A 22024-nucleotide genomic window follows, 5' to 3' on the forward strand; every position below is an offset into this window, starting at 1 on the left:
GAATTCGACGACGCAGTTATGACGCACGCTGGCCTCGTCGCACGGGTGCTGATTGATTCGCCCCTGCCGCAACTCGACCATCTGTTCGACTACGGCGTACCCGCCGAACTGGTGGGTGAGGTTGCGGAGGGCATGCGCGTCAAGGTGCCGTTTCGCTCCGGTGGGCGCGTCGTCGACGCGTATGTGATCGAGTTGTTCGATCCGCGCGCAGCGCGGTCTGAATCCGCCCGTGAAACGGATGCCGCCTTCCACGGCGCACTGAGTCCGCTCGATTCCGTGGTGTCGACGGCCGTTGTGCTCACGCCAGCCGTGTGGACACTGGCCCGCCGACTGGCGGATCGCGCCGCCGGGAACGCGAGCGACATCATCCGACTCGCGGTGCCGCCGCGGCAGGTGCGCGTGGAAAAGGCCTGGTTGGCCGCGCAGGCCGTCAAATCTGCGCCCGGCAGCCGGACCGAGCCGAGCACGCCCGGGACCCCGACGGTCGAGATCGACGCCCCGACACCGTCACCCGCCGCGATCGCCTTGGCAACACCCGCTTTTGTCGGCTACCCGACCGGTCGCCTCGACAGCGCCATCATGGAACATCAGCGGGTCGCCGTCGCGGCGATCCCCGAACTCGTGCAGCTCGATGACGGCAGCACCATCGGCCGCTGGGCGCAGACACTGGCCGAGCTCGCCGTCGCCACGCTCGAAACCGGGCAGAGCGCCATCCTCTGCGTACCGGATTTTCGCGATCAGGACCAGGTGCAGGCCGCCCTGGCCCAACTCGCCCCGACGTTGCCGCTCTGCCGGGTCGATGCCCGCCAGCCGAACCCCGACCGCTATCGCGCGTTCCTGGCCTGCCTCGAACCCGCGGCGCGCATCATCCTCGGCAACCGCTCGGCCGTGTACGCCCCCGCGCACGACCTCGGCCTCATCGCCGTCTGGGACGACGGCGATCCGCTCTACTCCGAACCGCTCAGCCCCTACGTCAACACCCGCGACGCGGCCCTGGTCCGCCAGCAGGACAGTGACTGCGCCCTCGTGCTCCTCGGCCACTCGCGCAGCGTCGAAACCCAGCGCCTGGTCGAACTGGGCTACCTCGCCGAGGTGAACCCGGCCGCCGACCGACACCCGCGCATCATCCCCACCGACTTTCAATCCGAGCCCGACCAGCAGGCCCGCGCAGCCCGCATCCCCTCGGCCGCCTGGCAGGCCGCCCGTGAGGCGCTCGCCCACGGGCCCGTGCTCGTACAGGTCGCCAGCCCCGGCTACGCGCCCATGCTCGCCTGCCAAAGCTGCAAGAAGGCCGCTCGCTGCACCCACTGCCAGGGACCGCTCGGGCTCAAATCGGCCTCGGCCGTGCCGTCCTGCCGCTGGTGCGGCGCCCTCGCCGCCGGCTGGACCTGCGCGCACTGCGAAGGCACCAAACTGCGTGTGGTGACGCTCGGCACCGGGCGCACCGCCGAAGAGCTGGGTCGCGCATTTCCCGGCGCGCGCGTCATCGTGGCCGACGGCGAACACACGGTGCAGACCCTTGGCGCCCAGCCCGCCCTCGTCATCGCGACCCGCGGCGCCGAACCGGTGCCGACCGGCGGGTACCGGGCCATTCTCATACTCGACGGTGAACGCATGCTCGCCCGCGAATCCCTGCGCGTCGGTGAAGACTGCCTGCGCTGGTGGACCAACGCGGCCGCCCTCGCCGCGCCCGGCGCCCCCGTGCTGCTCGCCGGGGTCGGCGGCGCCCTCGCCCGGGCGCTGAACTCCTGGCGCCCCGACATCTTCGCCGCGAGTGAACTATCCGACCGTCGCCAGCTGCGCTTTCCACCGGCCGTGCGGGTCGCCTCCGTCACCGGAACCGCCGCCGACGTCGAGGCCGCCCTCGCTGACCTCGCGGTGGTCGCCGGTCTCGACGTACTGGGCCCGGTCGACACCGAAGCACCCCTGGTGCGGGCGGTCGTCCGGTTCGGCTACGCCCGCGGTGACGAGGTGGCCCGGGCGCTCAAGGCGGCGGTCGTGCGGAACGCCGCTAAGCGCCGCAAACCGAAGTCTGTTTCGTTCCAACCGGCACCTACACTTAAAGTTCGATTCGATGACCCGGAGCTGCTCTAAATGAAACTCGTCTTTGCCGGTACGCCCGAGGTCGCGTTGCCCAGCCTCACGGCCCTGGTCGGCACCGATCAGGAGATTGTCTCCGTGATCACCCGAGCGGATGCCCCGCTCGGCCGCAAACGCACCCTCACCCCGTCGCCGGTCGCGCAGGCCGCGATCGCGCGCGGTCTGCCGGTGCTGAAAACCAACCGGCTCGACGCCGAAGCCACGGAGACGATCCGAGCCCTGCAGCCCGACCTCGGCGTCATCGTCGCGTACGGCGGACTCATCCGCGAACCGCTGCTCTCCGTTCCGCGCCTCGGTTGGATCAACCTGCACTTCTCGCTCCTACCGCGCTGGCGTGGCGCCTCCCCGGTGCAACGGGCGGTTATCGCCGGCGATGAACTTATCGGCGCCGCCGTGTTCCAGCTCGTAGCCGAGCTCGATGCCGGCGATGTATTCGGCAGTTTCTCCCAGCCGCTCGGCGCACATTCCACATCCGGAATACTTCTCGAGCAGCTCAGCCACAGTGGCGCCGAATTGCTCCTGCGCGTCGTTGCCGACCTCGCCGCTGGCACGGCACGGGCCGTGCCGCAGGCCGGCGAAGTCACCCTCGCCCCCAAACTCGTCCGGGACGATGCGCGCATCGACTTCAACCAGCCGGCAGCATCCGTGTATAGCCGCATTCGCGGGGTAACTCCCGAACCCGGCGCATTCACCGCCGTGGACGGCGCGGTTCTCAAACTTCTCGCGGTCGCACCCAGCGTCGACGAGGTCAACCTACCTGCCGGAATGATTCTGCAGCGTGAAAAAACAGTGCTGGTGGGCACGCAGACCGAACCGCTGGTTCTGCTGCGCGTGCAACCGGCCGGAAAGACGGCGATGAGTGCGAACGACTGGTGGCGCGGAGTGGCAGCAGAGACGGTGACGGCATCATGAGTGATTACACGCAAACCGGCCAGACCGGCGCCGCTCGACCCCGCCACACCCCGGCCGACTTCGTGCAGCCAGCGCGCCGGATCGCCTACGAAGTGATCGCGGCTGTGCGCGAATCCGACGCCTACGCCAACCTGCTGCTGCCGACCCGTATTCAGCGCGCCGCCCTGAATACGGCGGATGCCGCCCTCGCGACCGAGCTCACCTACGGCACCCTGCGCATGCAGGGGTTCTACGACCGCGTGATCGCCCTCGCCGCGAACCGCGCGGTCACCGCGATCGACCCCGCTATCCTCGACGTGCTGCGCCTCGGCGCCCACCAGCTGCTGGCCACCCGGATCGCCACCCACGCCGCCGTGAACGAATCGGTCTCACTCGCCAAACAGGTCGGCTCGCGCTCCGCCACCGGCTTCACCAACGGGGTGCTGCGTACGATCTCTCGGTCGAGTGCCGAGGAATGGCGTGACCGGGTACTGGAGGGCACCGTCAACGCCGATGACCGGCTCGCCGCCGAGTTCTCGCACCCCACCTGGATCGTGCGCGCTTTTCGCCAGGCCCTGCGCGCCGAAGGGCACGAAGGCGAACTGGCCGACCTGCTCGCCGCCGACAACATGGCCGCCAAGGTCAACATGGTCGCGCTCCCCGGCCTCGCCACCGACGCAGACCGCGAACGCCTCGGCCTCGCCGACGAATTCTCGCCGGTCGGTTTCGTGCTGGACTCCGGAGACCCTTACCACCTCGTGACGGCGACGGAGGGCCGCGTTCGGGTGCAAGATGAAGGATCGCAGATCGCTGCCCTCGCACTCAGCCGGGCCCGCCCGATCGTCGCGGGGGAGCGCTGGCTCGACCTCTGCGCCGGACCCGGTGGCAAGGCCGCCCTGCTCGCCTCCGAGGCACGCGCCGGGGGAGCGGAACTTGTGGCCAACGAGCTCGTTCCCGCCCGGGCGACCCTCGTGCGCACCGCCCTCGAGGCTCTTCCGGAGCCAGTTCCGGTGTGGGAAGTCGACGGCACCACCATCGGCCACACGCACCCGGACACCTTCGACCGTATTCTGCTCGACGCGCCCTGCACCGGCCTCGGTGCACTGCGGCGCCGGCCGGAGGCGCGTTGGCGCAAGCAGCCCAAGGACGTCGCCGACCTGGCCGGACTGCAGTCCGGACTGATCGACGCGGCCCTGCTCGCCCTCAAGCCCGGCGGCATCCTTGCCTACGTCACCTGCTCGCCGCACACGGCCGAAACACGGGCCATCGTCGCCGTCGCTGTGCGCAAGGCCGGCGGCACCGTCACGGCGCTCGACACGGCCGCTGTCGTGCAGTCCTTCAGCGCCGCCAACCTCGACCTGCCCGCCGACACCGGGAGCGTGCAGCTCTGGCCGCACCGACACGGCACCGACGCCATGTTCATCACCCTTCTCCAGCGCTCCGCCGACTAGACCGCTATCGGCAATCCCCAGCAGGTCGGGGCTGCGTCTCGGTGACTGCGCCCCGGTGCAGAGTCTGGTCTGTCGCACCCTGGTCTGTTCGCCGTCTCTGCCAAGCGGAGCCCCGCTGCGTCCGCCTGCTCCCTGACCAGCCCGTTCGCAGCCTGGCCGATGGTCACGTCCGTGAACCCGGTCAGCACAGTCAGCGCAGCTGGAAATCAGTTTTCAGCCACGGTGGTACCCAAGAGTTCACGGTCGAATAGAGATGTGCGGTCACGGGCCCGCGGTCCGGGCGGTTGCTAGCGAGTGCTGGAGTTGCTGGGTCGACCCCACGGTCCCGTGACGGCCAGCGTAAAACCGGGTGACTGAATGTTCACGAACAGGGTTTTGCCGTCAGCGCTGAAGGCGGGCCCACAGAACTCGCTGTCATTGAAGTCGTTTCGAGCCAGTGGATACGACTTGCCCTCCGCGGTCACTCCCACCAGGTGCGAGATCCCATTGCCGTCCTCGGCCAGGATGAGTCCGCCCTGCGGCGCGACTGTGATGTTGTCCGGGCCATCGAAGTTGTTTCCCTCGACGTCGGGGTTGGCGTTCACACCGAAGATGGTCTTCAGGGTGATGCTCTCACTGGCCGGATCGTAGAACCACACCTGGCCGTCGTGCTCGTTGGCGCTGCCGTCGGTGGTCCGCGCGAAGCTGGAAACGAAGAAGGCGCCGCCGTCGGCCCACCACTGGCCTTCGAGTTTGCGGGAACGGGTGATCTGCTCGTCGCTGAATTGCCTGCGAACGGAAGTGGTGGCGGCATCTCGGTCGGGGACACCCTTCCACCGAACCGTGTAACGCGTGCCGGGCCGCGTGGCCTCGGCCAGATCCGCGACGTGCGTGCTGCCCCGGTAGCAACTCATGGCCTGAAGGGCGCCCGCGATGTCGCCGCCCTCGGACTGCGCGAGTTGACGAAGAGCATCCTTGCCCGGCATGAAGCCGCTTGGCGGAGTCCAGCGCAAATACAGGCCATTGGGATTGCTGGCATCTTCGGTCAGGTAGACGGCGCTGGTGGAAGGATCGATGGCGACTGCCTCGTGGGAGTAGCGACCCATGAACTTCAGCGGTACGAAGCTTTTGCCCACGTTCGCTTCGCGGCTGGACGGGTCGACTTCAAACACGTAGCCGTGATTTTTGGTGTTACCCGCGCTACCGACGCGACTTTCGGTTTCCTCGCAGCTCAGCCAGGTCCCCCACGGGGTGAAACCGCCGGCACAGTTATTGTCGGTGCCGGCCAGGCTCGTGTACTGGCCGATGCGAGTGCCATTCGCGTCGACGGTAATCGTCGAGGTGCCGCCAATGGCTCCGATGTCGTAGGTAAGGCCGTCCGCAACGGGAACGGGGTGCGCTTCGCGGCCGCTGTTTTCGTGGTTCGTGACGATGATCGAGCCACCGGCCAATCCGGCGAAGACGCCCATGCCGTCGGGGTCGCTCGGATGGGTGCCGCCGTCATCGGTCATCGTCACCCCCGACTGCGCGATCATCGTGTACGAGAACCCCTCCGGCAGCGCCAACACGCCCTTGGGGTCCGGCACCAGCGCCAACACGCCCTTGGGGTCCGGCACCAGCGCGCCATACCCGGCGGAGGGACGGGTAGCGGCAGCGGCGCGGGAGAACGGATCCAGGCTGCCGGCACCGGCGAATACGAAGCCGAGGCCCGTCGCGGCAGTGCCACCGAGGAAGCCCCGGCGGGACACGGATGAGGACATATGAATCTCCTTGAAGACGGATGGGCGTACGCAACTGCGCACCACGGTTAGGTCTATCCGCTCCCGGTAACGTCAGGCAACGCTCATTGGAACGCACGGTGAACCGGGCTCGCCGAGCGCGGCTCGGTAGGCTGAGTGGATGGCCACCCGCATCAACCCCAGCATCCTCGCCGCCGATTTCGCCAATTTTGAGAGCGAGCTGGGTCGCATCCGCTCGGCCGACCTGGTTCACGTCGACATCATGGACAACCATTTCGTACCGAACCTCACCTTCGGGCTCGGCATGGTCGAACGCCTGCAGCAGGTATCGCCGCTGCCGCTGGACATCCACTTGATGATCGACGACCCCGAGCGGTGGGCGCCCGGCTACGCCGAGGCTGGGGCGTTCTCGGTCACCTTCCACGCCGAGGCCACGACCGACCCGGTCACCGTGGCCCGCCGGCTGCGCTCAATCGGAGCCCGTGCCGGCATCGCTCTGAAGCCCGGCACCGACGTCGCGCCCTACCTCGACCTGCTGGGCGAATTCGACCAGGTGCTGGTGATGACGGTCGAACCCGGCTTCGGCGGTCAGAGCTTCATGCAATCGACCATGCCCAAGCTCGCACAGCTCCGCGCTGCCGTCGAAAAGAACGGCCTCGACGTCTGGCTGCAGGTCGACGGCGGCATCACCGAGCAGACGATCGAAATCGCCGCTGCGGCTGGCGCGGATACCTTCGTGGCGGGGTCCAGCGTGTTCGGGGCCGAGAATCCAGCCGCCCAGATCAGCCTGCTGCGGGAGCGCGCGGCCAGTCACCGTCACGGGGCGGGTAACCTAGAGTCGTGAAAACTTTCGATGACCTTTTCGTAGAACTGAGCGACAAGGCCCGCAACCGCCCCGAGGGCTCCGGCACCGTGCGTGAACTCGACGCCGGCGTGCACGCCATTGGCAAGAAAATTGTCGAAGAAGCCGCCGAAGTCTGGATGGCTGCCGAGTTTCAAAGCGACGACGAAACCTCCGCCGAAATCTCCCAGTTGCTGTACCACCTGCAGGTCATGATGATTGCCAAGGGCCTGTCTCCGGCCGACATCTACCGACATCTGTGACCCGCGCCAGAGTGTGACGCTGGCCTGATTTCAGTGAATAGTCGTGTGAACCAAACCGAGAGAATACTCCCATGCTGAGAATTGCCGTGCCCAACAAGGGCTCGTTGTCTGAAACCGCCGCGCAGATGCTGGCCGAAGCCGGGTACACCGGTCGCCGCGATCCGCGCGACCTCGTAACCGCCGACCCGCGCAACGGGGTCGAATTCTTTTACCTGCGCCCTCGCGACATCGCCACCTACGTCGGATCAGGCGCACTCGACGTCGGTATCACCGGACGCGACCTGCTGCTCGACTCGCACTCGAAAGCCGTAGAGATCGCCAGCCTCGACTTTGGCGACTCGACCTTTCGGTTCGCCGGGCCGGCCGGTCGCTTCACCGAGCTGAAAGACCTCGACGGCCTGCGCGTCGCCACAAGCTACCCCGGCCTGGTCGAACGTTTCCTCGCCACGCACTCCGTGACGGTCGACCTGGTCGAACTCGACGGTGCCGTCGAATCCGCCGTTCAGCTCGGCGTAGCGGATGCTGTCGCCGACGTTGTCTCCACCGGCACGACGCTGCGCAAGGCTGGCCTCGAAATCTTCGGACCGGTCATTCTTGAATCCACCGCCGTGCTGATCAGCTCCACCAACGACAAGGCCGGCATCGACACCCTGCTGCGCCGACTGCAGGGAGTGCTCGTGGCTCGCCAGTATGTGCTGCTCGACTATGATATTCCGGTCGCGTTGCTCGACGCGGCGGCAGCGCTCGCTCCCGGCATCGAATCTCCGACCGTCTCTTCGCTGCACGACCCGGAGTGGGCCGCCGTGCGCGTCATGATCGCCCGGCTCGACATGAACAATGTGATGGACGCCCTCTACGCCCTCGGCGCCAGAGCCATCCTGGTCACCACCATTCACAACGCCCGTTTGTAACCCGGGGAAAGGAGAACTCGCATGAGTTTGAGTGTGCGCGTCATTCCCTGCCTCGACGTGGCCAACGGTCGCGTCGTGAAGGGTGTCAATTTTCAAAACCTGCGCGACGCCGGCGACCCGGTCGAGCTCGCACGCCGCTACTACGAACAGGGCGCCGACGAGCTCACCTTCCTCGACGTCACGGCCACCGTCGACAACCGCTCGACCACCTACGACGTGGTGCGTGCCACGGCCGAGCAGGTATTCATTCCGCTCACCGTCGGCGGTGGCATTCGCAGCGTCGAAGACGTGTCCCGTCTGCAGGCGAGCGGCGCCGACAAAGTCAGCGTCAACAGTGCGGCAATTGCCCGCCCGGCTCTCATCGCTGAAATTGCCGACCGCTTCGGCGCCCAGGTACTGGTGTTGAGCCTCGACGTGAAACGATCCGAACGCGCCGAGAGCGGCTTCATCGTGACCACGCACGGCGGCCGCACCGAAACCGACCTGGACGCTGTGGGCTGGGCCCGGCAGGCGATCGAGCTGGGGGTAGGGGAGCTCCTGGTCAACTCGATCGACGCCGACGGCACCAAAGCCGGCTTCGATATTGCGCTCATCGCGCTCATGCGGGCCAACAGTCGTGTTCCGGTGATCGCTTCCGGCGGCGCCGGGAACGTGTCCGACTTTCCACCCGCGATCCGGGCCGGCGCGGACGCCGTACTGGCCGCATCCGTTTTTCACAATGCAGAATTGACCGTAGGCGACGTGAAGCGCGAGCTCACCGACGCCGGATTGCTGGTGCGCTGATGAGCGCAGAACTGACCGATCAGCTCGACGCCGCCGTCTTCAACGCCGACGGACTGCTGCCTGCCGTCATTCAGCAGTGGGACACCCGCGAGGTGCTCATGCTCGGCTGGATGAACCGGGAAGCGCTGCGCCGCACCCTCGTTGAGGGGCGCGTCACCTTCTGGTCGCGAAGCCGCCAGGAATTCTGGCGTAAGGGCGATACCTCCGGCCACGCGCAGTACGTGCACTCGGCCGCCTTCGACTGCGACAGCGACACCCTGCTCGTGCAGGTCGACCAGGTCGGAGCGGCCTGCCACACCGGCTCCCGCACCTGCTTCGACGGGCGTGACCTCGGCGCGATCACACTGGAAAGGCCGGTGGCATGACCGAGCGCTCCCCGGCAGCAACCGGACGCAGCAACCCAAAAACGAGCACCGCTGGCTCCACCACCCGCGGCCAGTTCGACGCGCTCATCGACGCGCACCGGGTCATCCCGGTCATTCGAGAGCTCTTCGCCGACGGTGAAACCCCGGTCGGCATTTACCGCAAGCTCGCCAACGGTCTTCCGGGCAGTTTTTTGCTCGAATCGGCCGAACAGGGCGGTATCTGGTCGCGGTTCTCCTTCGTCGGCGTGTCCTCGTTCGGTGTGCTCACCCAGGACGGCGACGACACCCGCTGGATCGATTACGGGCTTTCCGCCGACCGCGCGCTGGGCGATGCCGCACACCTGGGCCCGCTGGCCGCACTGGCCTATCTGTTCGATCGCTGGCAGACGCCGCGGTTGCCGGAGCACCCGCCGCTGACCGGCGGACTCGTCGGATTCATCGGCTGGGAGGCCATCCGCCAGATCGAACGCCTGCCGCACCAGCCGCCCGCCGACTACGACGTACCTGGCCAGTCGTTCAGCTTCGTCGCAGACCTCGTCGTACTCGACCACAAGTACGGCACGGTGCAACTCATCGCCAACGTGCTCAACGACGGTGCCGACACGCCGGACCAGCTGTGGGCTGATGCGACGGCACGCCTGGACTCCCTGCAAACCCGCCTCGCAGCGCCCGGGGAGGCGTGGCTGGCTGAGGTCGACCTGCAAGCGCCGAGCGCACCGATCAACCGCACCACGCGCGACGATTTTCTCGCTGCTGTCAACATCGGCAAACAGCACATCGTTGACGGCGACGTGTTTCAGGTCGTCATCTCGCAGCGCTTCGACCAGGTGTGCACCGCGCACCCGATCGACGTCTACCGCGTCTTGCGCAGCCTCAATCCGAGCCCGTACATGTACCTGCTCAGCCTGGAAACGCCGAGCGGCGACCCGTATTGGATCGTGGGTTCCTCACCCGAAGCGCTCGTCAAGGTGCAGGACAAACGTGTTTTCACGCACCCGATCGCCGGTTCCAAGCCGCGTGGCACCACACCGGATGCCGACGCCGACTACGCGATCGAGCTCGCCGAAGACCCCAAGGAACGCGCCGAGCACCTCATGCTCGTCGACCTCGCTCGCAACGACCTACTCAAGGTCTGCACGGCCGGATCGGTCGAAGTGACCGAGTTCATGCGCATCGAACGGTTCAGCCACATCATGCACCTGGTGTCCTCGGTCGAGGGCAACCTGGTCGCCGGCAAGACCGCGATCGACGTCTTCCGTGCCACTTTCCCGGCCGGCACCCTGTCGGGCGCTCCGAAACCGCGGGCGCTGGAGATCATCGACGCCCTCGAACCGGCCCAGCGTGGCGTGTACGGGGGAGTGGTCGGCTACTTCGGCTTCGCCGGCGACGCCGACCTGGCTATCGCCATCCGCACCGCCACCATCAAGGACGGCATCGCCCGGGTGCAGGCCGGGGGCGGCGTCGTCACCGACTCCGACCCGGCTTCCGAGTACCAGGAGTCGCAAAACAAGGCGGCAGCCCCGTTGCGCGCCGTCGCCATCGCCAACGCGATGCGGCGGGTGTCCTAGTGGCCACAGAATCAGCCAAGCGGATGTCCCCGCGCCGGCTCAAACTTGTGCTCCTTCTCACCATTTTGGGTGCGAGCGCCCTGGCAATGCTGGCCTGGACGCAGGTCTGGGTACACGCTGAAGTCGGGCTCCCCGATGCTGGCACCCAGGTGTTGCAGATCGATGGAGCGATCGCCGCGCCGGCGCTCACGGCACTCGCCCTCTCCGGCTTCGCGCTGGCCGGCGCCCTGACCATCGCGGGCCGGCTCATTCGCATCGTGCTCGGAGCGCTCGAAGTGCTCCTCGGGTTTTCGGTCTTTCTCGCCACGTTCCTCGCGGTCAGCGACCCCTCTCGGGCCAGTGCCGCTGCGGTGACCGCGGCGACCGGAATCGCCGGACACGAGTCCATTGCGCTGAGCGTGCTGGGCACGATTGTCACACCGTGGCCGTTTGTCGCAATGGGTGCTGCCGTGATCATGGCAGCCACCGGCGTGGCCGTCGTCCTGACGAGTGGCCGCTGGCCCGGACCGACCCGCAAGTATCAGGCTGTGCGTTTTGAACCGGTAGCCTCCCGGGACGGTTCCGTGCCGGCTTCGGCCCTGAGTGGTCGCGCGCCGGCCGGTTCGACCGAGGAGCCGGCACCGAGCGACTCCGTCGGGGACTGGGACGACCTCAGTCGCGGCGATGACCCCACCGCTCGCTGAACTGCGGGCCGCTGCTCCGCTAGACTTGACTCGCTAGTCAACGTATTTAGAGGAGAACAATGAGCATCGATCCGTCAGATCCCGGACACGGCCACTCCGCGGCGGCCTGGACCGCTGTCATCATCATGCTGGCCGCATTCACCATCGGCACCACTGCCTTCTTCTTCGAGCTGGTCTGGCTCGTTTGGGCCTCATTCGGGCTCCTCATCGCCGGTGTCATCGTGGGCTATGTGCTGAGCAAGGTCGGCTACGGCGTCGGCGCCTTGCCCGCCCCGCACACCCACTAATCGGCGGCGTAGAGACCTAGTGCTTCAAGAACTTCTCGCCGGCGCGGTTTTAGACGCTGAGCAACGCCTCCTCACTCGCCCCTTTGCGAGCGTGGAGGCCGCGGCGCGCGCTCACGCGCCGGCACTCGACGCGCTGGCGGCCCTGGCCCCGGCCGATCGGGTAAAAATTCTCGCGGAAATCAAGCGGGCCAGCCCGAGCCGCGGTGCTTTGGCGGCCATCACCGACCCGGCGGCGCTGGCGGTCTCGTATGAGACCGGCGGGGCGAGCGCGATCAGCGTGCTCACCGAGGGTCGCCGTTTCCACGGCTCGATGACCGACCTCGAGCAGGTGCGGGCTGCGGTGAGCATTCCCATCCTGCGCAAGGATTTCATCGGCACGCCGTACCAGGTGTTCGAAGCCCGCGCGGCGGGCGCCGATCTGGTGTTGCTCATCGTCGCCGCCCTCGACCAGGCCTCGCTGCTCTCGCTGCACGAACTCATCCACGAGCTCGGCATGACCGCCCTGGTCGAAACGCACAGCGGCGACGAAGTCAGTCGTGCTCTCGACATCGGAGCGAGCCTGGTCGGGGTCAACGCGCGCGACCTGTCCACCTTTGAACTCGATCCGAACCTCTTCGGCACCCTCGCCGACAGAATTCCGTCCGGCGTCATCCGTGTCGCCGAATCCGCCGTCAAGACAGCCGCCGACGTCGCGCACTACCGTGGCGCCGGCGCCGATGTCGTCCTGGTCGGCGAAGCGCTCGTCACGAGCGATCCCATCCGAACCCTCTCTGAGTTTTTGGCGGTTTAAATGTCTCTACGTACACAGCCCGGCCCCTATTTCGGTGACTTCGGCGGCAGGTTCGTGCCCGAATCCCTCGTGGCGGCGCTCGATGAACTCACGGCGGAATACGAACTCGCCAGGAACGATCCGGCTTTCGCTGCGGCCTTGACGAAGTTGCACGTCAACTACTCCGGTCGCCCCTCCATCATCACCGAGGTGCCGCGCTTCGCCGAGTATGCCGGTGGCGCCCGCATCATCCTCAAGCGTGAAGACCTCAACCACACCGGTTCGCACAAGATCAACAACGCGCTCGGCCAGGCCCTGCTCACCCAGCGCATCGGCAAGACCCGCGTGATCGCTGAAACCGGGGCCGGCCAGCACGGCGTGGCCACGGCCACCGTCGCGGCCCTGTTCGGGCTGGAGTGCGTCGTCTATATGGGCGAGGTCGACACCGAACGTCAAGCACTCAACGTCGCCCGGATGCGCCTGCTCGGCGCCGAGGTCGTTCCGGTGAAAACCGGCTCGCGCACCTTGAAAGACGCCATCAACGACGCCATGCGCGACTGGGTCAGCAACGTTGAAACCACCAACTACATTTTCGGGACCGTGGCCGGACCGCATCCGTTCCCGGCCATGGTGCGCGACTTTCAAAAAATCATCGGGGAGGAGGCCCGCAAGCAGGTCCTCGATCTGACCGGCAGCCTGCCGGACGCCGTCACGGCCTGTGTCGGCGGCGGTTCGAACGCCATGGGGATCTTCGACGCCTTCCTTGACGACCCCGATGTTGCCCTGTTCGGCTATGAAGCGGCTGGCGACGGCGTCGAAACGCCCAGACACGCGGCGACCATCACGAAGGGCCGCCCCGGAGTGCTGCACGGCGCCCGTAGCATGCTGCTGCAGGACGAAGACGGTCAAACCGTTGATTCGCACTCCATTTCGGCGGGCCTCGACTATCCGGGAGTCGGACCGGAGCACGCCTGGCTTGCCAGCATCGGCCGGGCTACCTACCTGCCGATCACCGATGACGAGGCGATGAGCGCCCTGCGGCTGCTCAGCCGCACCGAAGGCATCATCCCGGCGATCGAGTCATCCCATGCCCTCGCCGGCACCCTCGAGCTCGGTCGCGCACTCGGCCCGGAGGCGACCATCCTGGTCAATCTCAGCGGTCGCGGCGACAAAGACATGGAAACAGCCGGTCGGTACTTCGACCTGCTCGACGAAGGCGCGGAACAGTCATGACGACCCCAATCACGAGCGGAGCTGTGAGCACGGTCGAACAGACCATTGCCCGCCGACGCTCGGCGGGTGGGGGAGCCCTCATCGGCTACCTTCCGGTTGGTTTCCCCACGCTGAACGACAGCATCGACGCTGCGGTGGCCCTCGTCGCCAACGGCGTCGACGTTATCGAACTCGGCCTGCCCTACTCCGACCCGGTGATGGACGGCCCCGTCATCCAGGCGGCCACCCAGCAGGCACTGGCCAACGGGTTCAAGCTGCGCCACGGGTTCGAGGCGATCAGGGCCATCACCGCACAGGTCGATGCCCCCGTTCTGGTCATGACCTACTGGAACCCGGTCGTGCAGTACGGCGTTGAACGATTCGCCGACGACCTGCGCGCCGCTGGCGGTGCCGGACTGATCACGCCCGACCTCATTCCCGACGAAGCCGACGACTGGATGGCGGCGAGCGTTCGTGCCGACCTCGACCGCGTCTTCCTGGCCGCACCGTCGTCGTCTGACGCCCGCCTGGTACAAGCAATCGAGGCGAGCCGCGGATTCGTATACACCGTCTCGACGATGGGAACGACCGGCGCTCGCGCCGGCGTGGACGCGGCCGCCCGCATCCTGGTGGAGCGCTTGCGCGCGGTCGGCTGCACGAGTGCGTGCGTCGGCCTGGGCATTTCCACGCCCGAGCAGGTGCGCGAGATTCTCGGCTACGCCGACGGCGCCATCGTCGGCTCCGCGCTCGTGAAGGCGCTGACCGACGGGGGAATACCAGCCGTTGGACGCCTGGCTCGTGAACTCGCCGTCGGTGCGCGCGATATCCGCCCCGCCGCGTAGACGCGCTCTACACTTAATTGTTCGAGGCGATCGATCGAATCGCCCCAAGTGATGTGAGTCACGATGAAAGGTAGTACCTAGGTGTCCTGGCCTCTGAGCTTTTTGAGCAGCACGAGCATTTTGAACTCGAGTATTCCGAGCCCGGGATGGAGCTTCTTCGACGTCGGACCGTTCCGCATCCACGCGTACGCGCTGTGCATCCTTGCCGGAATCATATTGGCGACCATCATCACCTCCCGTCGCCTGACCAAGCGTGGCGCGGAGCCGGGAGTCGTACTCGACATCATCCTCTGGGCGGTGCCCCTCGGCATCGTCGGTGCACGCATCTACCACGTTCTCACCCACCCGGGCGACTACTTCTTTGAGGGCGCCGACCTGCTGCGCACCCTGTACATCTGGGAGGGCGGCAACGCGATCTTCGGTTCGCTGATCGGTGGCGCCGTCGGCGCCTACATCGGCTGCCGACTGGCGGGTATCCGCTTTTGGACGTTCGCCGATGCCGTCGCGCCCGCGCTGCTCGTCGCGCAGGCCACCGGCCGGCTCGGAAACTGGTTCAACCACGAACTGTTCGGTCTGCCGACGAGACTGCCCTGGGGCCTCGAAATCGAACCGAGCAATGTTGCCTTCCCGGTCGGGCTGCCGTCCGGCACGCTGTTCCACCCGACTTTTCTCTATGAAATCATCTGGAACCTGCTCGGTGTGGCCGTCATTCTCTACCTCGAACGCAAATTCCGCCTGCGGTTCGGTCAGACCCTGGGTGCGTACCTCATCTGGTACGGACTGGGGCGCAGCTTTTTCGAGTCGATTCGCATCGACCCGAGCGAGATCTACTTCGGCATCCGCACCAACGTCTGGGCTGCCCTGGCGGCCATCGCGCTCGGTCTGGTCATCATTCTCGTGCAGCGTCACCGCCACCCGGGCCTTGAGCCCAGCCCGTATGTTACCGGTCGGGAATGGAATGGTCCTGACGCTGGGGTAGAATTCGATGACAGCGATTCGGAACCAGACGATGACACCACCGCGGATCAGAGCGATGATGCCGATCACCCCGAATCGACCGAGGCCGCAGCCACAAGCACGAGCGCTTCGCGTCTGTAGACTCATGTCTGCGCAATCCCAGCTGACACACCCGTAGCGGCGCCCGGTTGCGGCCCCGGCCCGAACAGGGCGCCTCGTTACGGTTCCTGCACACTTCACCTTCGGGCCGACGTCGTCCCTTACAGCCAATCATTTCGTGAGGACGGTCTCCATGGCGCAGAAACCTCTCTACTCCCGCTTCAGCAGCATGCCTGAAGCATCCGGTCTGTACGACCCGTCGGCCGAGCGCGACGCGTGTGGCCTGGCCATGGTGGCGACCCTGCGTGGCACCGCCGGGCACGACATCATCACCCAGGCCCTCGACGCCCTGCGCAACCTTGAGCACCGTGGGGCGGTCGGCTCCGATGCCGGGACCGGTGACGGCGCCGGCATCATCACTCAGGTGCCGGATGCTTTCCTGCGCGCCGTCACGGATTTCGCGCTTCCCCCGCTGGGCCAGTACGCCGTCGGCAACGTTTTTTTGCCGACCGACCCGACCGCGCGCACCGGGATCAAACGCGCGATCAGCCTGATCGCTGAGGAGGAAAGTCTCACCATCCTCGGCTGGCGTGAGGTTCCGGTGCACCCGGAAGACCTCGGCAGCCAGGCCCGTGCCAACATGCCCGCCATCCAGCAGCTGTTCGTGCAAAGCACCCGCACCACCGAATCCGGCGACCCGCTCTCGGACATCGCGCTCGACCGGCAGACGTTTCGGCTGCGCAAGCGTGCCGAACGCGAACTGGAGATCTACTTCGTCTCGCTGTCCTGTCGCACCCTGGTCTACAAGGGCATGGTCACGACCCTGCAGCTCGAACCGTTCTACCCCGACCTGTCCGACGAACGCTTCGTCTCGACACTCGCCCTCGTGCACTCCCGCTATTCCACAAACACGTTCCCGTCCTGGCCCCTGGCCCAGCCGTTCCGCATGATCGCCCACAACGGCGAGATCAACACGGTGCAGGGCAACCGCAACTGGATGCGTGCGCGTCAGTCCCAACTCGAATCCGAGTTGCTCGGCGACGTCGCACCGTTGCTGCCGATCGTCACCCCGGGTGCGAGCGACTCGGCCTCCTTCGATGAGGTTGTCGAACTGCTCAGCCTGTCCGGTCGGTCGCTGCCGCACGCCATCATGATGATGGTGCCGGAGGCGTGGGAGAACCAGACCGACCTCGACGACGAACGTCGCGACTTCTACGAATACCATTCCATGCTCATGGAACCGTGGGACGGCCCCGCCGCGATCGTTTTCACCGACGGTTCCCTGGTGGGGGCAACGCTCGACCGCAACGGCTTGCGCCCCGGACGCTACCTCGTCACCGACGACGGCCTCGTCGTGCTCGCGAGTGAGATCGGCGTGCTCGGCATCGACCCGGCCCGCGTCGTGCGCAAGGGCCGCTTGCGCCCCGGCCAGATGTTCCTGGTCGACACCAAGGCCGGCCGCATCATCGACGACCGGGAGATCAAAGCAGAACTGTCCGCGAGCGAACCGTGGGGAGACTGGCTCGAGAAGGGGCGCATCAACCTCAAGGACCTTCCGGAGCGGGAGCACATCGTGCACCCGCCGGCATCCGTAGTGCGTCGTCAGCGCACCTTCGGCTACACCGAAGAAGAGGTGCGCATTCTGCTCGCCCCGATGGCCCGCACCGGCGCCGAACCGCTGGGCGCCATGGGTAGCGACACCCCCATCGCCGTGTTGAGCGACCGTCCGCGCCTCATGTTCGACTACTTCACCCAGCAGTTCGCGCAGGTCACCAACCCGCCGCTCGACTCGATTCGCGAAGAAGTCGTCACGAGCCTCAAGCTCGCTCTCGGGCCGGAACGCAACCTGCTGTCCGCCGGTCCGGAGCACGCCCGCCAGGTGATTTTGGATTTCCCGGTCATCGATAACGACGAACTGGCGAAGATCCAGCACATCGACCCCGCCATCGGCAGCCGCACCACAACGACCATTCGTGGTCTGTATCGCTTCGAGGAGGGGCCGGACGCCCTGGCGAAGCGGCTCGCGGCGATCTGCGTGGAGGTGGACGAGGCAATCGTGTCCGGCGCGCTGTTCATCGTGCTCAGTGATCGCGATTCCACTCAGGACCTCGCACCGATCCCGTCGCTGCTCATGATCGCCGCCGTGCACCACCACTTGATTCGCACCGAACACCGTATGAAGGTCGGCATTGTCGTCGAGGCCGGCGATGTGCGCGAGGTGCACCACGTGGCCCTGCTGATCGGATACGGTGCGTCGGCCGTGAACCCGTATCTGGCCATGGAGACCTGCGAAGATCTCGTGCGCAGCGGCATCATCACCAACGTCACGCCCGAGAAAGCGGTGCGCAACGTGATCAAGGCGCTCGGCAAGGGGGTGCTCAAAATCATGTCCAAGATGGGTATCTCCACCGTGTCGTCCTACGCCGGTGCTCAGGCCTTCGAAGCCGTCGGCCTCGCCCAGTCGTTCGTGGATCAGTACTTCACCGGCACCACGAGCAAGCTTGGCGGTGTCGGCATCGACGTGATCGGTGTCGAAAACCTGGCGCGGCACGCATCCGCCTATCCGATGGATGCTGCCGTGACCGCCCACGAACGCCTCGCGACCGGCGGCGAATACCAGTGGCGTCGGGACGGCGCCCCGCACCTGTTCAACCCGGAGACCATCTTCCGGCTGCAGCACGCGACCCGCACCCGCCGCTACGATATTTTTCGCGAATACACGAAAATGGTCGACGACCAGGCGGAATCGCTGATGACCCTGCGGGGCATGTTCACGCTCAGCCCCGGCCAGCGGTCGCCCGTGCCGCTGGACGAAGTTGAGTCGGTGTCGCAGATCGTCAAACGCTTCTCGACCGGCGCGATGAGCTACGGCTCGATCTCCCAGGAAGCGCACGAAACCCTTGCGATCGCCATGAACCGCCTCGGCGGCAAGTCGAACACCGGTGAGGGCGGCGAAGACCTCGACCGTTTGCTCGACCCGACCAGACGTAGCGCGGTCAAGCAGGTTGCGTCGGGCCGATTCGGCGTGACGAGCATGTACCTCACCCACGCCGACGACATCCAGATCAAACTCGCCCAGGGCGCCAAGCCCGGCGAGGGCGGTCAGCTGCCGCCCACCAAGGTCTACCCGTGGATTGCCCGTACCCGGCACGCCACCGCCGGCGTCGGTCTCATCTCGCCGCCGCCGCACCACGACATCTACTCGATCGAAGACCTCAAGCAGCTCATCTTCGACCTGAAACGGGCCAACCCGAAGGCGCGCATCCACACCAAGCTGGTCAGCCAGTCCGGTATCGGTGCCGTCGCGGCCGGTGTCGCCAAGGCACTCTCCGACGTGATCCTGATCAGCGGTCATGACGGCGGAACGGGCGCCAGCCCGGTCAACTCCCTCAAGCACGCCGGGACCCCGTGGGAACTCGGCCTCGCCGAGACCCAGCAGACGCTCATGCTCAACGGCATGCGCGACCGCGTGGTCGTGCAGGTCGACGGCCAGCTGAAGACTGGGCGTGACGTGCTCGTCGGTGCCCTGCTCGGCGCCGAAGAATTCGGTTTCGCCACCGCGCCGCTCGTCGTCTCGGGCTGCATCATGATGCGCGTCTGCCACCTCGATACCTGCCCGGTCGGTGTCGCCACCCAGAACCCGGAGTTGCGCAAGCGCTTTGCCGGTCAGGCCGATCACGTGGTGAATTTCTTCGAATTCATCGCGCAGGAGGTGCGTGAGTACCTCGCCGACCTCGGATTCCGCAGCCTCGACGAAGCCATCGGCCACCGGGAGGTGCTCAATGTGAACCGTGCCCTCACCCACTGGAAGGCCCAGGGGCTCGACCTCTCGCCAATTCTGAGCGGCCCGGACTTCTCCGAGTCCGAACCGCGCAAGTGGGCACGCGCCCAGGAACACGAACTAGACAAGCACTTCGACAACGAACTGATCCGTCGCAGCCAGAGCGTGCTCGAACACGGCGGTAAGGTCAGTATCGACCTGCCGATCCGCAACACGGAACGTGCCGTCGGCACGATGCTCGGCCACCAGGTCACCCTGCGGCACGGCGAAAACGGCCTGCCGGCCGGGTCCATCGAGGTCACCCTCACCGGGTCGGCCGGGCAGTCGTTCGGGGCGTTCCTGCCAAGCGGCATCACCCTGCGGCTCGAAGGCGATTCCAACGACTACGTCGGCAAGGGTCTCTCGGGCGGGCAGATCATCGTGCGCCCCGATCGGGCCAGCCAATTTCCGGCCGAAGACAACGTCATCGCCGGTAACGTCATCGGCTACGGTGCCACCCAGGGCAGCATGTTCATTCGCGGCATCGTCGGCGAACGATTCCTGGTGCGCAACTCCGGTGCGATCGCTGTCGTGGAGGGTGTGGGCGACCACGCCCTGGAATACATGACCGGCGGACTCGCCGTCATCCTCGGCGAGACCGGACGCAACCTCGGCGCCGGCATGAGTGGTGGCACCGCCTATGTGCACGGACTGACCGCCGAACGGGTCAACCGTGACGCCCTGACCTCGGGGGAGTTGCGACTTCTCGCCCTCGACAGTGTCGACCGTGAAATCGTGCGCGACCTGCTCGAACAACACCGGGACCAGACTGACTCGGCACTGGCCGCGCGCATGCTGGAGCACCTGGAAGAAACCATGAACGCATTTGTCAAGGTGCTGCCGCGCGACTACGCGGCCGTACTGGAGACCCGGCAGACGGCCGTCGATGAGGGGCTCGATCCTGACGGCCTCGTTGTCTGGAATCGAATTCTGGAGGTAACCAATGGCTGATCCGAAGGGATTCCTGAAGACCACGGAACGTGAGCTTCCCGCTCGCCGGCCGGTGGCCATCCGCTTGATGGACTGGAAAGAGGTCTACGAGCAGGGTGACAGCGCCGTGCTCAAACGGCAGGCCGGCCGCTGCATGGACTGCGGCGTGCCGTTCTGTCACCAGGGTTGCCCGCTCGGTAACCTCATCCCCGAGTGGAACGATCTGGTCTGGCGCGACGAGGGCCGAGCGGCCATCGAACGCCTGCACGCGACGAACAATTTTCCCGAATTCACCGGTCGGCTCTGTCCGGCGCCGTGTGAATCGTCGTGCGTGCTCGGCATCAACCAGCCGGCCGTGACGATCAAGCAGGTCGAGGTTTCGATCATCGACCAAGCGTTCGCCAAGGGCTGGGTGCAGCCGCAACCGCCCGGCCGCCTGACCGGCAAGACCGTCGCTGTCGTCGGCTCCGGCCCGGCCGGACTCGCGGCGGCGCAGCAGCTCACCCGTGCCGGCCACACTGTCGCCGTGTTCGAACGCGACGACCGCATCGGCGGACTGCTGCGTTACGGCATTCCTGACTTCAAAATGGAGAAGAAGCACCTTGAGCTGCGCCTCGCCCAGATGACGGCCGAGGGAACCCGGTTTCGCGCCAACGTCAACATCGGTGTGGACATCACCTGGGACGACCTGCGTGCCCGCTACGACGCTGTCGTCGTAGCGACCGGTGCCATGGTGCCCCGCGACCTGCCGATTCCGGGGCGCGATCTGCCCGGCGTGCACTTCGCCATGGAGTACCTGGTTCAGCAGAACAAGATCGGCGCCGGCGGAAGCATCGAAGCATCGATTACCGCCGAGGGCAAGCACGTCGTCGTGCTCGGCGGTGGTGATACCGGAGCCGACTGTATCGGCACCGCGAACCGCCAGCTGGCAGCATCCGTCACCAACCTGGCGATCGGCAAGCAACCGGGCACGACCCGCCCGGAGAGCCAGCCATGGCCGATGTCGCCGACCCTGTTCGAGGTATCCAGCGCTCACGAAGAGGGCGGCACCCGCCAGTACCTCGCGTCGACGGTCGAATTCTTGACCAATGATTTCGGCGAAGTGCGAGCCATCCGCATCGCCGAGACCGAATACCTCGACGGACGCCGCGTTCCCAAAGCCGGCTCGGAGCGGGAGATCCCGGCCGACCTCGTGCTGCTCGCCATGGGCTTTACCGGCCCGGAACAAGGCGACCTCGGCCACCAGCTGAAGCTTCCGTTCGATGAGCGCGGCAACGTCGAGCGTGACGGCAACTACCAGACCAGCCATGAGGGTGTCTTCGTCGCCGGAGACGCCGGTCGTGGCCAGTCGCTCATAGTCTGGGCCATCGCCGAGGGCCGCGCCGCCGCGGCTGCCGTCGACCATTTTCTGGAAGGCCAGACTCAGCTGCCGTCTCCGGTGAAGCCCACTGACCGTTCCTTCGCCCTCTAATCCATTCCTCTTCATGCAGCACGTTGTAATGCGCCCGAAAAGCGCGGAAATCGGAGATTCACC

Annotated in this window: 18 protein-coding genes; 17 read left to right on the top strand and 1 reads right to left on the bottom strand. The window is 66.3% G+C overall.

All coding sequences use genetic code 11. The features are described 5' to 3' along the window. Nucleotides 1-18: 18 nt before the first annotated feature. From E3N85_RS02980 to E3N85_RS02990, 3 genes are read left to right on the top strand one after another with little or no spacing between them, the layout of a single operon-like run. Nucleotides 19-2094 carry a primosomal protein N' gene (locus E3N85_RS02980; RefSeq protein WP_134459190.1) on the top strand — a complete coding sequence of 692 codons (2076 nt, stop codon included), beginning with the start codon at nt 19-21 and terminating at the stop codon, nt 2092-2094. Beyond that, nucleotides 2095-3012 carry a methionyl-tRNA formyltransferase gene (fmt, locus tag E3N85_RS02985; RefSeq protein ID WP_134459192.1) on the top strand — a complete coding sequence of 306 codons (918 nt, stop codon included), beginning with the start codon at nt 2095-2097 and terminating at the stop codon, nt 3010-3012. Then, entirely contained in the window at nt 3009-4442 is a 1434-nt protein-coding gene (locus E3N85_RS02990) for an RsmB/NOP family class I SAM-dependent RNA methyltransferase (protein ID WP_134459194.1), read from the top strand. The genes fmt and E3N85_RS02990 overlap by 4 nt, the downstream gene beginning before the upstream one ends. Before the next feature lie 287 nt (nt 4443-4729). Here E3N85_RS02990 and E3N85_RS02995 read toward each other — a convergent pair whose 3' ends face one another. Further along, entirely contained in the window at nt 4730-6181 is a 1452-nt protein-coding gene (locus E3N85_RS02995; RefSeq protein WP_134459196.1) for an alkaline phosphatase PhoX, read from the bottom strand. A gap of 139 nt (nt 6182-6320) precedes the next feature. Between E3N85_RS02995 and rpe the strand changes: the two genes are divergently transcribed. The 14 genes from rpe (at nt 6321) to E3N85_RS03065 (ending at nt 21961) form a co-directional block, all read left to right on the top strand. Continuing rightward, complete coding sequence (gene rpe, locus E3N85_RS03000; RefSeq protein WP_134459198.1) at nt 6321-7004, top strand: ribulose-phosphate 3-epimerase; 684 nt, start codon at nt 6321-6323, stop codon at nt 7002-7004. Further along, the gene (locus E3N85_RS03005) at nt 7001-7264 is read left to right on the top strand and encodes a phosphoribosyl-ATP diphosphatase (protein WP_104139287.1); all 264 of its coding nucleotides are present in this window, start codon (nt 7001-7003) and stop codon (nt 7262-7264) included. Before rpe ends, E3N85_RS03005 begins: the two co-directional genes overlap by 4 nt. Nucleotides 7265-7335: 71 nt before the next feature. After that, a complete protein-coding gene (gene hisG / locus E3N85_RS03010; protein WP_134459200.1) occupies nt 7336-8175 on the top strand; it encodes an ATP phosphoribosyltransferase in 840 nt (279 codons plus the stop codon). A 21-nt stretch (nt 8176-8196) separates the two neighbouring features. Beyond that, complete coding sequence (gene hisF / locus E3N85_RS03015; protein ID WP_134459202.1) at nt 8197-8958, top strand: imidazole glycerol phosphate synthase subunit HisF; 762 nt, start codon at nt 8197-8199, stop codon at nt 8956-8958. Then, on the top strand, nt 8958-9323 hold the full coding sequence (hisI, locus tag E3N85_RS03020) for a phosphoribosyl-AMP cyclohydrolase (protein WP_134459204.1): 366 nt from the start codon (nt 8958-8960) through the stop codon (nt 9321-9323). The genes hisF and hisI overlap by 1 nt, the downstream gene beginning before the upstream one ends. Further along, nucleotides 9320-10891, top strand: coding sequence for an anthranilate synthase component I (locus tag E3N85_RS03025; RefSeq protein WP_134459206.1), 1572 nt, complete (start codon nt 9320-9322; stop codon nt 10889-10891). The genes hisI and E3N85_RS03025 overlap by 4 nt, the downstream gene beginning before the upstream one ends. Further along, on the top strand, nt 10891-11574 hold the full coding sequence (locus tag E3N85_RS03030) for a Trp biosynthesis-associated membrane protein (RefSeq protein WP_134459208.1): 684 nt from the start codon (nt 10891-10893) through the stop codon (nt 11572-11574). Before E3N85_RS03025 ends, E3N85_RS03030 begins: the two co-directional genes overlap by 1 nt. Before the next feature lie 59 nt (nt 11575-11633). Next, entirely contained in the window at nt 11634-11861 is a 228-nt protein-coding gene (locus E3N85_RS03035; RefSeq protein WP_134459210.1) for a DUF6704 family protein, read from the top strand. A gap of 19 nt (nt 11862-11880) precedes the next feature. Next, nucleotides 11881-12651 carry an indole-3-glycerol phosphate synthase TrpC gene (trpC, locus tag E3N85_RS03040; protein WP_134459212.1) on the top strand — a complete coding sequence of 257 codons (771 nt, stop codon included), beginning with the start codon at nt 11881-11883 and terminating at the stop codon, nt 12649-12651. Beyond that, nucleotides 12652-13863 (top strand): tryptophan synthase subunit beta, encoded by a 1212-nt coding sequence (gene trpB, locus E3N85_RS03045; RefSeq protein ID WP_134459214.1) that lies wholly within the window; start codon nt 12652-12654, stop codon nt 13861-13863. Next, the gene (trpA, locus tag E3N85_RS03050; protein WP_134459216.1) at nt 13860-14684 is read left to right on the top strand and encodes a tryptophan synthase subunit alpha; all 825 of its coding nucleotides are present in this window, start codon (nt 13860-13862) and stop codon (nt 14682-14684) included. The genes trpB and trpA overlap by 4 nt, the downstream gene beginning before the upstream one ends. 81 nt (nt 14685-14765) lie before the next feature. After that, nucleotides 14766-15782, top strand: coding sequence for a prolipoprotein diacylglyceryl transferase (gene lgt, locus E3N85_RS03055; RefSeq protein WP_134459218.1), 1017 nt, complete (start codon nt 14766-14768; stop codon nt 15780-15782). 151 nt (nt 15783-15933) lie between these two features. After that, on the top strand, nt 15934-20511 hold the full coding sequence (gene gltB, locus E3N85_RS03060) for a glutamate synthase large subunit (protein WP_134459220.1): 4578 nt from the start codon (nt 15934-15936) through the stop codon (nt 20509-20511). Next, on the top strand, nt 20504-21961 hold the full coding sequence (locus E3N85_RS03065; RefSeq protein ID WP_134459222.1) for a glutamate synthase subunit beta: 1458 nt from the start codon (nt 20504-20506) through the stop codon (nt 21959-21961). Before gltB ends, E3N85_RS03065 begins: the two co-directional genes overlap by 8 nt. The last annotated feature ends 63 nt before the right edge of the window (nt 21962-22024 follow it).

Origin of the sequence: Cryobacterium sp. Hz9 (assembly GCF_004402825.1) — a bacterium.
Classification (GTDB): domain Bacteria; phylum Actinomycetota; class Actinomycetes; order Actinomycetales; family Microbacteriaceae; genus Cryobacterium; species Cryobacterium gelidum.

Excerpts from the sequence above, each read along its gene's own strand:
- trpB (WP_134459214.1), top strand. The coding sequence starts at position 12,652 with ATGTCTCTACGTACACAGCCCGGCCCCTATTTCGGTGACTTCGGCGGC.
- trpA (WP_134459216.1), top strand. The coding sequence starts at position 13,860 with ATGACGACCCCAATCACGAGCGGAGCTGTGAGCACGGTCGAACAGACC.
- gltB (WP_134459220.1), top strand. The coding sequence starts at position 15,934 with ATGGCGCAGAAACCTCTCTACTCCCGCTTCAGCAGCATGCCTGAAGCA.
- E3N85_RS03025 (WP_134459206.1), top strand. The coding sequence starts at position 9,320 with ATGACCGAGCGCTCCCCGGCAGCAACCGGACGCAGCAACCCAAAAACG.
- hisI (WP_134459204.1), top strand. The coding sequence starts at position 8,958 with ATGAGCGCAGAACTGACCGATCAGCTCGACGCCGCCGTCTTCAACGCC.
- hisG (WP_134459200.1), top strand. The coding sequence starts at position 7,336 with ATGCTGAGAATTGCCGTGCCCAACAAGGGCTCGTTGTCTGAAACCGCC.
- rpe (WP_134459198.1), top strand. The coding sequence starts at position 6,321 with ATGGCCACCCGCATCAACCCCAGCATCCTCGCCGCCGATTTCGCCAAT.
- E3N85_RS03065 (WP_134459222.1), top strand. The coding sequence starts at position 20,504 with ATGGCTGATCCGAAGGGATTCCTGAAGACCACGGAACGTGAGCTTCCC.
- hisF (WP_134459202.1), top strand. The coding sequence starts at position 8,197 with ATGAGTTTGAGTGTGCGCGTCATTCCCTGCCTCGACGTGGCCAACGGT.
- E3N85_RS03035 (WP_134459210.1), top strand. The coding sequence starts at position 11,634 with ATGAGCATCGATCCGTCAGATCCCGGACACGGCCACTCCGCGGCGGCC.
- E3N85_RS02980 (WP_134459190.1), top strand. The coding sequence starts at position 19 with ATGACGCACGCTGGCCTCGTCGCACGGGTGCTGATTGATTCGCCCCTG.
- E3N85_RS02995 (WP_134459196.1), bottom strand. The coding sequence starts at position 6,181 with ATGTCCTCATCCGTGTCCCGCCGGGGCTTCCTCGGTGGCACTGCCGCG.
- fmt (WP_134459192.1), top strand. The coding sequence starts at position 2,095 with ATGAAACTCGTCTTTGCCGGTACGCCCGAGGTCGCGTTGCCCAGCCTC.
- E3N85_RS02990 (WP_134459194.1), top strand. The coding sequence starts at position 3,009 with ATGAGTGATTACACGCAAACCGGCCAGACCGGCGCCGCTCGACCCCGC.